We start from the raw sequence: 15,665 nt of genomic DNA on the forward strand, positions 1-15,665 counted from the left end.
TCATTTGGTTTAGGAAATTAACATTGCTTATAAATTAATAATTTTCCATAGTCATAGCTTAACAAATCATCAATGCCAGAGCAAAATTTCTTCCTTCCCCAACTTACAGATGATGGTTCCTTTACCTTTTTTTCCGCTGAATTTGGCGAAACCTTTCACAGCCAAAGTGGTGCAATTCAAGAAGCCGAAGCCAAGTTTGTCCAACCATTACAGTTAACACAGCAAGCGGAAAAACCTAAATTGCAATTACTAGACATCTGTTATGGTTTAGGGTATAATACCGCAGCCGCACTAAAAGCAATTTGGCAAATAAATCCCGATTGTCAGGTAGAAATATTCGCCTTGGAATTAGATGCCACAGTCCCCACAGCTGCTTTTGCTTATGAGTTGATGAATAATTGGCCTGAGCCTATTCCTGAAATTCTCAGTCAACTAGTGAGCCAGCGCCAAATCCAAACCGAAAACCTCAAAGCCACCCTACTAATTGGCGATGCTCGTTCCACCATCCAACAATTACCCCCATACTGGCAAGCAGACGCAATTTTCCTTGACCCCTTTTCCCCACCCAATTGTCCCCAACTTTGGACAGTAGAATTTTTAGGAAAAGTAGCCAAACACCTGAAGCCAGAAGGTAAACTTGCCACCTATTCCTGTTCCGCTGCCGTCAGGAGTGCGCTTAATGCAGCTGGGTTAAAAATTGGGGCGACAACACCTGTGGGTAGACGATCGCCAGGTACGATCGCCATCTCGAGCGCAAAAGACTTACCCCCCCTATCCCAGCAAGAACAAGAACACCTGCAAACTCGCGCCGCCGTTCCCTACCGAGATCCGAATTTATGCGATCGAGCCGATATAATTTTGCACCGTCGTCACTTAGAACAACAAACTTCCTCCCTAGAACCCACCTCCCACTGGAAAAAACGCTGGCTATTGAATGCCCCGTTACAGCGTAGGGGTAATTCATGAATTACCCCTACGCTCTAACCGCGGAGTATGTCAATAGCACCCGTCCCGATCTGCGATCCCCAACCGCCGAAAATTTGTGACTTAAATCACAAATTCTAAAGTTTTGTCTCACTGCTCAAACTCAGGAAATATATTTTTCTATAGTTATAGTTAGTATTGATCGTGATCCCCATCAAGGAGAAAATCTTCTTTAAGTTATCATTTGTATGAATGGTAACTTGCTCTTAAAGTAAAGTACGTCATGAAAAAATCTGTTTTTACGCAATCCATATAGATTTAGGAAGGCGAAAGTGGCCGTGAGTCCTCGTTTTGATCTAGCTGTTGATTCATTTGGTGCAGCCAGTGTTCTAGACACCCCATCCTCAACGGGAAATGGCTTCAATTTAGATCAGCCAAAAGTCCTCGTTGTTGACGATCATGCTGCTAGCCGGATGACAGCAGCCGCCCTTCTCGCAGTAGAAGGCTACGAAGTACTGGAAGCAGAAAATGGCCCAGCAGCATTAATTACAGTAGTGGAAAGACAACCCGATGTAATTTTGCTGGATGTCATGATGCCCGGAATGGATGGGTTTGAAGTTTGCCATAAGTTAAAGCAAGACGAACAAACTAGACTAGTTCCAGTAATTTTTATTACGGCACTCAACGATCGCCGCTCGCGCATTAGAGGCATAGAAGCCGGAGGAGACGACTTTCTCACCAAGCCATTCGATCGCCTAGAACTAGCAGCCCGTGTCAAATCACTAGTCCGGCAAAAACGCTTAAACGAAGACTTAGATCATGCCGAACAAGTAGTATTTTCGATCGCTAGAGCCATTGAAAGTCGCGACCCCAACACAGGCGACCACTGCGAAAGACTAGCCGCAATGGGCAAAACCTTTGGTACTTTCCTGGGACTTTCTCGTTCCGAAATTCGCGACTTAATGTGGGGCGGATATCTCCACGATATCGGCAAAGTTGGCATTCCCGATGCCGTATTACTCAAAAAAGGTCAATTCACCGAAGAAGAACGGCTAATCATGAATCAGCACGTTCTGATTGGCGAAAAAATTTGCCAACCCCTAAGAACCATGCACGGCGTTCTTCCCATTATCCGCCATCACCACGAGCGCTGGGACGGCAGCGGCTACCCAGACAAATTATCTGGGAATCAAATTCCTTACCTAGCACAGGTCTTTCAAATTATCGATATTTACGATGCTCTAACTAGCGAACGCCCTTATAAAAAAGCATTTTCGATCGAAGAAGCCCTAAACATTATTAACCAAGAAACAGCTAAAGGTTGGCGGAATCCCCAGTTAGTCGAGCAATTTATCGACTTTATTAGTTACACCCAACTGAAAAAAACCTCATCCCCAGAATAAAAATTCCTTGAGTAATTCAATATACATACTGGGTACGAAGCAAGGTATACTGCGGTATTTGTAGACTCTGTGTTCAAAAAATGGTAGCAGTAGCAATCTTAGCGGCGGGACGTGGAACGCGGATGAAATCCCAACTACCCAAAGTATTACATCCCTTGGGTGGACGTTCCCTCGTAGAAAGAGTAATTGAAAGTTGTCTAGAAATTAACCCGATCAAGCGCATCGTCATTATTGGTTATGAAGGAGAGAAAGTCAAAACCGCTCTCAACAATATTCCAGATTTAGAATTTGTCGAACAAACAGAACAACTGGGAACAGGACACGCGATTCAACAATTATTACCTCATTTAGAGGGTTTCACTAAGGATTTATTAGTTTTAAATGGCGATGTACCTTTATTGCGCCCCCAAACAATTAAACATTTAATCGAAGTTCACAAAGAAAATAAAAATTCCGCCACTTTGTTGACCGCACATTTACCCAACCCTACAGGATATGGGCGGGTATTTTGTAATTGTCAAAACATAGTTCAACAAATAGTGGAAGACCGAGATTGTAGCGCAGCACAAAAGCAAAATAATCGAATTAATGCCGGAGTTTATTGTTTCCATTGGCCTGATTTAGCCAAGATATTACCGACTTTAAAATCCGACAACGACCAAAAGGAATATTATTTAACTGATGCGGTAAATGCACTGCAACCTGTGATGGCAGTTGATGTGGAAGATTATGAGGAAATTATCGGCATTAACGATCGCAAACAGCTAGCAGTAGTCTATCAAATTTTGCAAGACAGAGTTAAAGATCATTGGATGGCTGCTGGTGTAACTTTAATAGATCCTGATAGCACAACCATTGACGACACCGTAGAATTACAACCCGACGTAATAATTGAACCCCAAACACATTTAAGAGGCAAAACTTTTATAGGAACGGGTAGTAGAATTGGCCCTGGTTGTTTAATTGAAAATAGTCAAATTGGCAAAAATGTCACTGCACTTTATTCAGTAATTTCTGGTAGTGTAGTCCAATCAGGCACCACAATTGGCCCTTATACTCATTTGCGCGGTAATGTAACTGTCGGGGAAAATTGCCGACTGGGGAACTTTGTGGAATTAAAAAATACCAAGTTGGGAAATAAGACTAATGTCGCTCATTTGTCTTATTTGGGAGATGCCACATTAGGCGAAAGAGTGAATATTGGTGCCGGAACAATTACCGCTAATTACGATGGAGTGAAAAAACATAAAACTACAATTGGCGATCGCACCAAAACAGGTTCCAACAGCGTATTAGTCGCCCCCATAACTTTAGGTTCCGATGTTACCATAGCCGCAGGTTCCACTGTCACTGAAAACGTCGCCGATGATAGTTTAGTCATAGCTCGTTCTCGGCAAATAGTCAAACCAGGTTGGCGATTAAAAAGCGATCGAGACAGTGAGAAAAGTTAATTAGTTTTGAGTTTGTAGGGGCGGGTGAGAGCAGATAAGCCTCTAGACAAAACAGAAGAATTAACAACTCTCACCCGCCCTGACAAAGTTTTAAGTTAAAATAATTAATTACTAACCCTTTTATGCGAGGGATGTACGACTAAAGTCGCTACTACGAACTTGATATAAAAAAAGTGGGCATTGCCCACCATTTGTTAATGAAAGTAATTAGGGCTTGCTGAATAAGTCTGTTGGTGAGGGTAGGGACACGGCATAATTAACATTTGCAACTCCTACGTTATCTCAGCAACGCCGTGTCCCTACAATTTCCCCCAAAAAGGCAAGGTTTTTGCACCAAAAGATGTGATAACCACAGCACTTGTTGTGGGCAAAAAATGTGATCTCACCCTTGCATATCTTACTTTCTACCTTTATAAACGCCAGCCCTAATTAATTAAAATCAGCAAAGCCATTATGCGTAGGGTGCGTTAACGCCAGTGTAACGCACCATCCCACCATATTTAGTGTCAGTGCGTAAGTCGTAATTGTGTTAAGCTGCTGAGAGATGTTTAAATGGACGATTTTTTAACTGTTGGTACAACTCCTCTGCATAAGCATCAAGTTGTGGAGTTGTCATTGCTTTGAGAATGCGTTGATTGCTAGAGGCAATTCCTAGCTGTTCATGCAACCGCATAATCTCTTGCATTAAATAACCACGTCTCTCATCATCTCGTAGTTCCTGAATTTGCTGGGTTTCCGCCTTTAAGAAAGGAGCCGCATTTTCCAGAAATTTAGTTCCTTCTGCCAGAGAATCAGCACGGGAGGCAACTGTGTTTAGGAACTCAACGTAAGATGAGTTATTATGGTTAGAAGTGGGTTTCATTTTTCGCTCCTCATTAAATGCGAAATTTGCGAATTTGACTTACTAAGCAATTGAATTAAATCAAGTTAACAACTTGTCCCAGAGGCAACTGGGAGACGTTAACCCAATTAAAAGGCATTCCAAGTGTGGAGTGTCTTATTTTTTGCTTATCGGCTATTGTTGCACACTAATTTTACCTTGTCAACAGTTTTTAGTTTTATGGCTTTTTTGACAAACTATATTATTATACTGATAATTATATTACTACAATGATATAATCGAGGAAAGCTGAGTTTACGATCAGCCAATACATAGGAAAGTAGGCACAAATGATACAAAAACATGATTTCGACCAGCGTCTAAAGGATTTGGATTGGACGCTGTACACACTAGCCAAGAAATTTTCGGAATATCGAGCCGCCGGAGGGGATGTTTCCCCAGCTTCGCGTTATCACAGTTCCATTAGTAAAGCAATAGAGAATCCCGGTAAATCTAGATTGGAAACAATTGAAGATATTGTTCAGGTTCTCAACGGAGAGCTAACTATCTTATGGGAACCTGGAAAAATAGTTACTGTTCGTCTAGAGGATGAAACGATAGAAGCTTTAAAACAGAGAGCCGACAATGAAGGAAAGACTATTAATGACATAGCCAAGCAACTCTTGTTACAAGCACTTTTAGGACTTCCCGCGCAGAAGTCGAAACAAGTGACTAACTTAGTAATCGCTGAGGAAGCTAAAATTTATCGCTCTTTTCATCCTGTTATTGCATCTGCTTACTGTGCTGTACATCAATGGTTAGCTGAAATCCCAGAAGCAAAGGGATATAGAGAACTTGACTATTCAAAAGATATTTTAGACTGCTTAAATAAAACAGATTTAACAAGTGTCGCATTTCAGTTTTACACAGTATTTCCACGTTATTATTTTCAAGCAGTTCATATTTTAGATAATGTTATTGAATCCAACAGATTACTCAATAGGCTGAGATATAACCCACGCATTTACTTACTAGATATTGGTTGTGCGATGGGTGCTGCTACGGCTGGATTTATTGACAAAATTTTAACTTTACCAAAAGAGGGTATTCTATCAAAAAAAATAGAAATTATTTGTGTAGGTATAGCTCCAAATATTTATGGCTATGCTATTTATCAGAAATTGATGCAGGAATTACAAGAGAAAATTCATCCATTTAACATTAACTTGGATTTTAAAGCAATTAATCAGCCTCTTGCCCCAGCTATTCTCAGTACAATTAGCCACTTACAAAACAAGATAAATGATAAAAACGCTGCGGCAAAAGCTATCTCTAACCTTTTTATCATGCAGCTTGATTTAGCCTCGTCTATTAGTCAAGATGAGATTTTACAAAGAGAAAGAAATAAAAAACTGAAAGCTTTAGGATTAGCACCTGAAAGTGATACAGAGCTAGAAAAAGATTTTTGGCAAGATGAAGCACTATCCTTAAAACGCTTATTGGAGGAAGTACCCGTTGAAAAATTGCATCTAACGACTATAGGAACAAAAAACTTAGAAAAGTCTCTGAAAGAAATCATTCAACTTAGTGACATCAGCGAAGGAATCAATGCTATAGGCGAAGCGCTTGATAAGTTCATTGGTAAAACCCATAAAATTTCTTCTGTTATTGAAGGCAAACAATCAGTTTATTTTGAAAATCCGGTTAATAGTTATTGGCAAGAACAAAATATTTTAAATTATGTTGCTCAGTTTAATGCTGTTTGTCAAACAATAAAAAATAGCGAACTTGAGGAAGACAACGAATGGAATAAGTTAATCAGTTTGGCAAATCTAGAGTTGGCTTGGGTTAAAGCTAGAAATAACCTATTCAATGAATCTTTTTATGATGAGGTAGAAATTCGGTTATTTGAAAATAATCTGGATGAGAACTTGCAGATACTTGTTGATAACTTAGCTGACAGGTTATATTCGGATAATTTACTACCGTCCAATCAAGATATTGACTATAAATTCGTCAAAAGTAGGTCAAAAGGTCGTCCAAAACAGCTAACTCGTTTAGAAGAAGAAATATTGGCTATTGCTATTATGCTAACGATTGGCGATAAACACAACCAAGATTTTTATTCCTATCGACTCAAAAGGGAACAAACAGAAGATCTATATGAAAATTACTTTCCTGGGTACAAAAAATTTTTAGAAGCATCAAGAGAAAGCGCTAATAGCCATCCCAACGGTGCTGTTTTAAGAACTGACATACAATCCTATTATGTCAAAGTTATTCAAGAACAGTTACTTGATATTACTGAAAGAGAATTAAAATTTACCAGTCAACGTATTAAGTGGTTACTGAGGCAAATGATTCAACAAAATCTGGATGGACATGAAAATGGTAGAGGACTTAAACAAGGAACTTTGACATCTGGTTTTTATGCAAATTTGTATCTAAAAGCAGTTGATGATTATTTTGCTAATGAGCCGAAATGGAAACATAAAATCAAATTTCATCGTTATGTTGATGATATTATTGCAGTTGTTCCGAGTGGTAGTTATCTTGAAGCACTGGAAATAGACTTACAAAATCAACTCAGCGAACTAGGACTGGATCTTAATAAAGGTAAAACTGAGCATTATCAAAATATATCAGATTTTATACCAAGTACAGAACTAGATACTGATTTAGATAAACTAAATGAGGAGTTTAATCGAATCCTTTCTCCGTTATGGAAAATGAATTATGATTACCGCACTGAATTTGAGTTAGCTAATAGCAGTCATGATGAAAAATCTTGGTGGAAGCTGATCAAAATATATCAGCATTGTTTATATTCTCTGGGAATTCATCTCCCAGAAATACGGTTGAGTCGGAAAATCTATCAAAAATTAGCCTCAAAAAATTTAAACACTAAAAAGCAATTAAAATTCCCATCCTTTCCTACAAGTGATAACTTTATCATCATTTCTAAATGGAGTAGTCAATTTCAAGAATTGAATCGTACTTGGATTTATCAGAAAAATACAATCAAGTCTAACGTTGTTAAACTTTTTCAGGACAGCTTAAAAAAACTACAAGCTATCACAGCAGTTATTAAGGAGAAATCTGATGTTCTCAGTGAAAAAGAAAAGCGGGAGTTAAACATAGAAAGGAGAAAATTAGAAACTCGAATCAGATCATCTGTAAATAAATTACTAATTTTAGGATTTGATAATATTTGGGAAGAACTTGTTGACCTCATTTGTGATCCTGATTTATTTGTAATCCGTGATTTACTTGATGTAATCATCGGTTTAGCTTCTCAAGGACATTCAGATGCCATTAAACAACTATGGGAATACTATCGAAAAATAGCAACTGAAGAATCCAGTGAATATGTCCGTGCTATTCTACTCGAATCATTTCGCTTTTTACCAATACTTGAATTAGATGATTGGCAATTAATATTTGACTGTTCAACAGCAGCTAAATCTAAGATTGAAAAACTGAAAGCAACAGAAACTTGGCTATATTTAGGACAGCTTGCTAAACCTTATGTACAACCTCAACATTTGCAAAATATTGTCAACGCTTTGAAAAGTGATCCTCCTCCATTTACTCGACTCAAGAAAAACTACATCTTAATTTTAGGAATGTACAATTACGACTTGCCAGATAATATTCTCCTTACAGATGAAGAGAAAAATGATTATTTAATCAAAGATGCTTTAAAACTTGCAGAATCAGGAAAAGTTTCCGAACTCTTCAAAGAAGTCGAACCTGCCAGAGTTAGACAATATTACAATCCGACACAACAATCAGTTACCAAAGATAAACAATATTCACTGTAGAAACCATAATACTTTCCATGTCACAAACTCAACCAAACCCAGAACAACGAAAAATCATCAACCATATCAATGGATCAATTTTAGTTCTTGCTCCAGTGGGAACTGGTAAAACCCGTGTTTTATCATCAAGAGTAGTTCAAGCTATTAATAGCGGTATTCCTCCTGAAAAAATCCTTTGTTTAACTTTCACTAACCGCGCTGCTAAAGAAATGCAAGAACGGTTAGCACAAATGTGTCCTCAAGAATTTCGCCATATCACCATCAAAACTTTTCATAGTTTGTGTACTTCCATGCTGAGAATAGAAGCTCGGCAAATTGGATTACCCGCAGATTTTATAGTTTATGATGATGCTGATTGTCTGGGGCTAATTAAAGATATTTTCGGATTAAGTGAGCATCAAGAACTTAAAAATAAATTCTCTCAAGTATCTAATTGTAAACTCAAAGCAAGTCATTTCCAATTATCTCCCAATTATCCTTTAGAAAAACTGTTTGCCTCTTTAGGAATACGGGAAGCACAATTAGCTAGTCAATACCAAGCTACTCTTCAAGAACGTCATGCTTTGGATTTTGCTGACTTAATTTTTTATGTGCGATCGATGCTTTATTCCTATCCAGAAATTAGACAAAGATGGGAGAAACGTTTTGATTTTATTCAAGTTGATGAAGTACAAGATACTCATCTATCGGAATATGAAATTGTCCGTTGTTTAGCTTCTCGTACTGGCAATATTGCCATGATTGGGGATTTAGATCAAACTATTTATGAGTGGAGAGGTTCGGAACCTGAAAAAGTTATCAGTCAATTTAAACAAGAGTTTCAACCTCAAGAATATTCTTTAACTTGGAACTACCGCGCCACCAAAATTTTACTTAATGCTGCTTCTGCTTTTGCTGACTCTTTTACGCATAGACATACAAACATTACTCCTGCACCTACTTGTGAGGTTGGTGAATTAATTCCAGTTTATGCAGCAAAAAATCAATTCGATGAAGCTCGATGGATTGCAACGCAAATTCAAACATTAGCCAACAATGACCCAAGTTTTGCTTATAACCGAGTTGCGGTTTTAACTCGTAATCATAAACGCATTGAGGTAATTAGTAAAGTATTAGAAAAATTCAATATTCCCTGTGTAACAGTTGAGCAGCATCAATTCTTTATGCGTCAGGAAGTTAAAGATGCGCTTGCTTATCTGCGGTTAATTTTAAATCCTTTTGATACAGGTTCAATGCTGAGGATGTTACTACGTCCCAGTCGAGGAATTGGTTCTGTCACTATTGAAAATGTCATTAAAGAGGGGGAAGCTTGTGGGTTTAAACTCACTGATATGGCATCTACTCAAACCTTTATAGATGGCGACCCTTTTAGTAGTTTACTAAGAGCTTATAATGAGGGAACAATTGTTGTTTTTGATGTGGAAACAACTGGGTTTTCAGCAAGTGAGGATGAAGTTGTAGAAATTGCTGCTGCTAAATTAGTTAAGGGTAAGCTAGAAGATGAATTTCATTCCTATATTGCTAATACTGTTCCAGTGGGAGAATCAGAACAAATACATGGTTATAGTGATAAATTTCTAGCGGCGAATGGCAAACCTGCCTTTGACGTTTTTGGAGAATTTTTAAGCTTTGCCAAGGATGCTTTGTTAGTGGGACATAATGTTAGTTTTGATATCAAGATGCTCATAGCCAATGCTAGTAAAGTTGGTGTATTGACTCCTCAGTTTCAATGGGCAGATACTTGGAATCTGGCTAACCGTTTTGTACAATCAGATAGCTATAGCTTGTCAGCTTTGGCAGAAAAATTAAGGCTGACTCAATTACCCAGTCATCGTGCTATTGATGATACTCGGACAACGATCGAACTTTTAGCAACTTTAATCCCTGTGATTCAGCTTCGTGCTGACTATCGGCAAGCTTTAGTGTACCGATACGGAGACGAGTTTGAAACTATCGCTACACAGATCGAAAATTGGAGGCAAGCAAGTCAAGAATTGCGACCTGCTGATTTATTGGGTAAAGTTTTTATTGAGTCTGGTTTATATGACTATTATCAGCATGAAGAGTCTAAAAGGTTGGAAAATATTAAGAGGCTGGTAAAAATTTTTCAGGAACAAGATGATTTAGCACTTCATCCAGATACAGCACTACGAAGCATTATAGAGTATACTGCTTTAGCGAAAAACTTAGACCAAATCTCACAAGATAATAATCAAGTTCCGATCGTCACAGTTCATCAATCAAAAGGTTTAGAATTTGACACAGTTTTTCTCGCTGGTATATCAGAGGAAGAGTTTCCCAGTTATTTCAGTCTGCGTGATGGTAAGTTAGAAGAAGAAAAACGCTTGTTTTATGTGGCTATGACAAGGGCAAAGAAACATTTGTTTATTTCGACTTTTCTGAGAGATTCTCAGCACAAAGGTAAATCTCGAAGTCAGTTTATTAATTTACTTCCTGCGGAATACTTGGTTGAAATTCCCAGCAGACAAGATCTCGAAATTATGCTAAGTTCATCTAAACAGACAGAGATTTATAAAAATCAGAACTCAAAGCTTATTTAGGAGGCAATATGGCTCAAATAATTTTAGACAATATTCATCCAGATGTTTTAGAAAAAATCCGCAATTTGGCGCAAAAGCATAACCAAAGCTTAGAGGATGAAATTAAAAGCATTCTCGCCCAAGCTACAGCAGAAATCCCTTCTCAACCCTCGGTTAGAGCAAGTTTTCGGGAAAGACTTGCAGAAGCAAGGCAAAGACATGGCAATAAGTTGTTTAGTGATAGCGTAGAACTGCTAAGAGAGGATAGAAACCGTTGACTAAATTTGTTGTTGATGCCAATGTAGCAATCAAATGGGTATTATCTGAGGTTCATTCTGAAATTGCTATGCGTCTCTTAGACGACTCTTATGAATTACTGGTCCCTGATTTCTTTTTCTCAGAAATAGGCAATATTTTATGGAAACGAGTACGGAGAGGAGAAACAACTTTAGAACAAGCTCAACATGATTTAGCTGTATTGATGAGCGGTGATTTACAAGTGTATTCTTCGCAGTCTTTAATGCCATTGGCGTTAGAAATTGCGGTGCGAATTGACCAAGCTGTTTATGATTGTGTTTATCTTGCCTTAGCTGTTACAAATCAATGTCAAATGGTAACAGCAGATGAAAGATTTTATAATGCGCTTTCGAGAGATGTACTTTTTTCTCAAGTTTGTTGGATTGAAAATTTGAATTAATACAAAAAAAGTGGGCATAGCCCACCATTTGTTAATTAATTAGTTAATTAATTAAAATTAGGAAATAGAATCTGTAAGATTAGTTCCAGACCATTCCAAAGTATCACCGATTCTTTCGCCAGTGTGATAGGCAGCTAAGAGAACTTCGCTCGTTTTGCCCCAGGCTATTGTACCAGAGCGATCGATCCCGATCGCGCCAAAATCGCGCTTATTCTTTGCACCTTCAGCAAAAGACTTCTCAAAAGCTTGCAGCAAAGACAAACCATCAGTTACCCGAATCACAATTTTCGCCGCCAAACATTCATCGATGATATCTTCACCAATACCAGTGCAACTAATCGCCGCTTGAGTTGTGGCATAATTACCCGCAGGCATAGCCGAATCACTGACTCTACCGATGCGTTCAAAACCCTTACCACCAGTGGAAGTTCCCGCAGCTATATTTCCCTCACTATCAATAGCTACCACGCCAATAGTGCCACGTCCCGCCTCACTATCAACTAAAGCCTTTTCCGCCACAACTCCCGCAGCATCCTTGACAAAATTCTCATCCCGTTCCTGCATCCACTCTTGTAAACGGATATCAGTCAAAGGGTTATAAATCGGAAGTTGCAACTCGCGCAAAAGTTCTCCCGAACCATAATCTGAGAGTACGCGATCGTCAGAAGCTTGTAAAGCCTCAGCCAATAAAACCGGATTTTGGACGCGAGAAACATTAATCACACCACTAAAACGCTGCATTGCGCCATTCATCAAAGACGCACTCATGCGAATTTGACCATCTGATTGTAAAACCGAACCCGTACCAGCATTAAACCGGGGATCATCTTCCAACAAACGGCACCCACGAACCACAGCTAAGGAGCAGCTTGCGCCCCCCAACAACATCGGGTAAACTTCCTCCAACACTTTATAAAGAGATTTACGAACAATCTCAACTCCTCCCTTACCCTTGAGAGAACTTCCGGCACCGCCATGAATAATAAGTTTAGGTTGCACCTGCTGTGCTGACATTACAATTAACCTCTCTAGTTCTTCCTCTGTGTTCTCTGCGCCTTGAGCGGTTCAATCTTCGTAACTAGAAGCTTGCGTGCGACGACGACGACAACGTTCTGAGCAATACTTCACATCATCCCAGCAATCGGCCCACTTTTTACGCCAAGCAAAAGGTCTTTCACACACTGGACAAATTTTCGTTGGTAAGTCAGATTTAGAACGCTGCCTTGCCATAATCAATTAAACGATGTTTTATAATAAATTGCTCTTTCCAATTTTAAAGAATTCCAGTCTTGTAGGATAGGCATCTTGCCTGTCATCCCCAGTATTTAACATGGATGAAACAGCCTTAGCCCGAATCAAAATAGTGCTAGTCAGACCCCTTGGCGCTTTGAATGTGGGGTCTGTGGCGCGGGTGATGAAAAACATGGGGGTGAGTCAGTTAGTGCTGGTAGAACCGCAATGCGATCCTTTGGGGGAAGAGGCGCGGAAAATGGCACTGCACGCGCTTGATGTTCTGGAAGCGGCGAGGATAGTGGAGAGTATACCAGAAGCATTGACTGGTTGCCAAAGAGCGATCGCCACTTCTGCCCGTTCTCGTCACTTATCCGTCATCCCAGAAAACCCGCGTACAGCCTTACCCTGGTTATTCGGTGCCGACTCATCAGCCTTAATTTTTGGCCCGGAAGACAAAGGCTTATCTAACGAAGACTTAAAATATGCCCAGCGATTTGTGCAAATTCCTTCGAGTCCAGTCTATCCCTCATTAAATTTGGCGCAAGCGGTAGCAGTTTGCTGTTACGAGCTTTACCAAAACTGTTTAGAAAACCAAGGAGTAGTTGAGACATATTTAGAGGAAAAAACAACCGAAGACACAACCGCCTCTTTAGATGCTTTAGAGCGCTACTATCAGCAATTAGAATCCTTACTCTTAAAAATTGGCTATCTTTACCCCCACACCGCAGAAAGCCGCATGGTAAAATTCCGCTTACTATTCAACCGCGCCCAACCCTCTGCCAACGAAGTAGCAATGCTCAAAGGTATTATCAGCCAAATGGAATGGGCATTAGGCAGGGGAGCAGGGGAGCAGGGGAGCAGGGGAGCAGGGGAGCAAGGGAATTCTTCCCTAACCCCTAACCCCTACCCCCTACCCCCTAACCCCTAGTCCCCAGTCCCCTTTCCCTGACAACAAGTTAAAAAATCAGTAATTATTCTTATCGATTTGAGGCTATTTTGGTGTAAATTTCCTTTGTATTGATTTTCGGTAGCATCATTCCCAAAGACTTTGTATAGTGGGAGCGATCGCCTGCATTTTCTTGTTCTTGGTGGAATACTTTTAAGAGGTGTCATTAGTGGCAGCTTTCGATAATCGCCCTAAGCGCCGCCAACGGCGACAGCAAACAAAACAACAGCAAGCACCACAACGGCAGCAACCAGCCAAGACACCAAGCAAGCGGTCTGGGTCGTCTGGTGCTAAACAAATCTTGGAAAGGCTATCCCCAAAGGAAGCGCAACCAAATCAACCAAGGCAAAGTTCTACTTCTGCTGAGAGTCGCAACTGGTGGGAGAAACTATTTTCTCAAAAAACCAAATCGCCCGCTAGAAAAGCCCAGAAAGGTCGAGGCAATTTAGTGGCAGTGGATACGCCGCCTCGCTACGCCTCGGTCACGGAATTAAAACCCAGAAATAACAATAATCCTAAAGAGCGACAACAACGAAAATTAGAGCTGATTAAGCCTGTGGGTAGACAGCCTCCCGTCTCCGGTAATGGTAGTTATGAGTTTTGGGAAAATGGTTACAAGTCCACTCCTCGTGCGATTTCATCTTCTCAAAGGAGCAAACCTCGTCCCCAAAAAAAGCCACTTTCACCTTTGGTGTATGGTGCAAGGTTGCTAATTTTGGGAATTGGTTTGGGTGTGTTTGTGGGTACGCTGTTGTCAATTTTAGACCCAGCAACACGCCAACCATCTGGGGCTACTCCTACAGGACAAACTCCGCCCACTACAGGGGCTGTAATAAGTCCGGCTAACCCGGAAAGTTCTGTACCTAGTAGCACTGCAACTTTCAATCTCACCCAAGAAATTACGCCTCTAAAAACGCAGATTGCGGCTTTATCTGCGGAAAATCTGTTATTTACGCCAGGGGTGTTTGTGATTGATGTAGAAACTGGTAATTATGCAGATTTGAATGCCAATAATGCTATTGCTTCGGCAAGTACAATTAAAGTGCCAATTTTGATTGCTTTTCTCCAAGATGTGGAAGCAGGGAAAATTCAATGGTCGGAAAAATTGACCCTAAAATCGGAGTTTCGTGCTTCGGGTAGTGGCAATATGCGGCATCGGAAAATTGGCACTGAATACACTGCTTTGGATGTATTGACGAGGATGATTACCATTAGCGACAATACGGCTACTAATATGGTGATCGATCGCTTGGGTGGAATTGAAGCTTTAAATCGGCGGTTTCAAGAGTGGGGTTTAACTACAACTACACTGCGTAACCCATTACCAGATGTGCAAGGGACGAATACTAGTAGTCCTAAAGAGTTGGCGGTGTTAATGGCGCGAGTGATGCGGGGTGAGTTGTTGTCAGCGGCTTCGCGCGATCGCATGATCGAAATTATGCAACAAACAGAAAATGACTCCCTCTTACCTAAAGGAATCGGTGAAGGAGCGAAAATCGCTCATAAAACTGGTAACATCGGTTCCATGTTGGCTGATGTGGGAATAGTCAATTTACCTTCTGGTAAGCAATATGTAATTGCTGTCATGGTACAACGTCCCCGCCGAGATGTCCGCGCCCAAAAAATTATTCAACAAATCTCTAGCACTACTTATCAGTACTTTAACCAAAATCCCCAAAATCCTTCGCTCAATACCCCCATACCTAATCCCAATCCACCTAGTATTCAGCCAACAATACCTTTGCCCACCACATCTGGTTGACCGGAAATAATGGGATACAAGCCCTGTCCTAGAAGTACGGCACGAGTCAAACTCTCGGCTCTTGG

The 15,665-nt window shown here is 40.2% G+C and carries 12 protein-coding genes; 9 read left to right on the forward strand and 3 right to left on the reverse strand.

Annotation, left to right across the window (positions count from 1 at the left end):
- Positions 1-72: 72 nt before the first annotated feature.
- From ACE1CC_RS21855 to glmU, 3 genes are all read left to right on the forward strand, one after another.
- Complete coding sequence (locus ACE1CC_RS21855) at positions 73-966, forward strand: tRNA (5-methylaminomethyl-2-thiouridine)(34)-methyltransferase MnmD (RefSeq protein ID WP_413272548.1); 894 nt, start codon at positions 73-75, stop codon at positions 964-966.
- A 296-nt stretch (positions 967-1,262) separates the two neighbouring features.
- Complete coding sequence (locus ACE1CC_RS21860; protein WP_413272549.1) at positions 1,263-2,327, forward strand: HD-GYP domain-containing protein; 1,065 nt, start codon at positions 1,263-1,265, stop codon at positions 2,325-2,327.
- A gap of 80 nt (positions 2,328-2,407) precedes the next feature.
- Positions 2,408-3,778, forward strand: a complete 1,371-nt coding sequence (gene glmU, locus ACE1CC_RS21865) for a bifunctional UDP-N-acetylglucosamine diphosphorylase/glucosamine-1-phosphate N-acetyltransferase GlmU (RefSeq protein ID WP_413272550.1) — start codon at positions 2,408-2,410, stop codon at positions 3,776-3,778.
- 529 nt (positions 3,779-4,307) lie between these two features.
- Here glmU and ACE1CC_RS21870 read toward each other — a convergent pair.
- Positions 4,308-4,640: a hypothetical protein gene (locus ACE1CC_RS21870; protein ID WP_413272551.1), complete on the reverse strand. Its 333-nt coding sequence runs from the start codon at positions 4,638-4,640 to the stop codon at positions 4,308-4,310.
- Positions 4,641-4,948: 308 nt separating this feature from the next.
- On the opposite strand from ACE1CC_RS21870, the gene ACE1CC_RS21875 reads away from it, so the two are divergent.
- The 4 genes from ACE1CC_RS21875 to ACE1CC_RS21890 are packed head-to-tail and all read left to right on the forward strand — an operon-like array spanning position 4,949 to position 11,659.
- Positions 4,949-8,422: an RNA-directed DNA polymerase gene (locus ACE1CC_RS21875; RefSeq protein ID WP_413272552.1), complete on the forward strand. Its 3,474-nt coding sequence runs from the start codon at positions 4,949-4,951 to the stop codon at positions 8,420-8,422.
- 17 nt (positions 8,423-8,439) lie between these two features.
- Positions 8,440-10,983 (forward strand): 3'-5' exonuclease, encoded by a 2,544-nt coding sequence (locus ACE1CC_RS21880; protein ID WP_413272553.1) that lies wholly within the window; start codon positions 8,440-8,442, stop codon positions 10,981-10,983.
- 8 nt (positions 10,984-10,991) lie between these two features.
- Entirely contained in the window at positions 10,992-11,240 is a 249-nt protein-coding gene (locus ACE1CC_RS21885; protein WP_413272554.1) for a FitA-like ribbon-helix-helix domain-containing protein, read from the forward strand.
- Positions 11,237-11,659 carry a type II toxin-antitoxin system VapC family toxin gene (locus ACE1CC_RS21890; RefSeq protein ID WP_413272555.1) on the forward strand — a complete coding sequence of 141 codons (423 nt, stop codon included), beginning with the start codon at positions 11,237-11,239 and terminating at the stop codon, positions 11,657-11,659. Before ACE1CC_RS21885 ends, ACE1CC_RS21890 begins: the two co-directional genes overlap by 4 nt.
- Positions 11,660-11,716: 57 nt before the next feature.
- On the opposite strand, the gene ACE1CC_RS21895 is transcribed toward ACE1CC_RS21890, so the two are convergent.
- Both ACE1CC_RS21895 and ACE1CC_RS21900 read right to left on the reverse strand, forming a co-directional pair.
- Positions 11,717-12,673 (reverse strand): isoaspartyl peptidase/L-asparaginase, encoded by a 957-nt coding sequence (locus ACE1CC_RS21895; protein WP_413272556.1) that lies wholly within the window; start codon positions 12,671-12,673, stop codon positions 11,717-11,719.
- Between the two features lie 51 nt (positions 12,674-12,724).
- Entirely contained in the window at positions 12,725-12,889 is a 165-nt protein-coding gene (locus tag ACE1CC_RS21900; protein ID WP_413272557.1) for a DUF2256 domain-containing protein, read from the reverse strand.
- Positions 12,890-12,989: 100 nt separating this feature from the next.
- Between ACE1CC_RS21900 and ACE1CC_RS21905 the strand changes: the two genes are divergently transcribed.
- Both ACE1CC_RS21905 and ACE1CC_RS21910 read left to right on the forward strand, forming a co-directional pair.
- On the forward strand, positions 12,990-13,820 hold the full coding sequence (locus ACE1CC_RS21905; protein WP_413272558.1) for an RNA methyltransferase: 831 nt from the start codon (positions 12,990-12,992) through the stop codon (positions 13,818-13,820).
- Positions 13,821-14,007: 187 nt separating this feature from the next.
- Positions 14,008-15,600, forward strand: coding sequence for a serine hydrolase (locus ACE1CC_RS21910; protein WP_413272559.1), 1,593 nt, complete (start codon positions 14,008-14,010; stop codon positions 15,598-15,600).
- The last annotated feature ends 65 nt before the right edge of the window (positions 15,601-15,665 follow it).

Source organism: Floridaenema aerugineum BLCC-F46 (assembly GCF_041929345.1).
In the GTDB taxonomy this organism is placed as follows: Bacteria; Cyanobacteriota; Cyanobacteriia; order Cyanobacteriales; family Aerosakkonemataceae; genus Floridanema; species Floridanema aerugineum.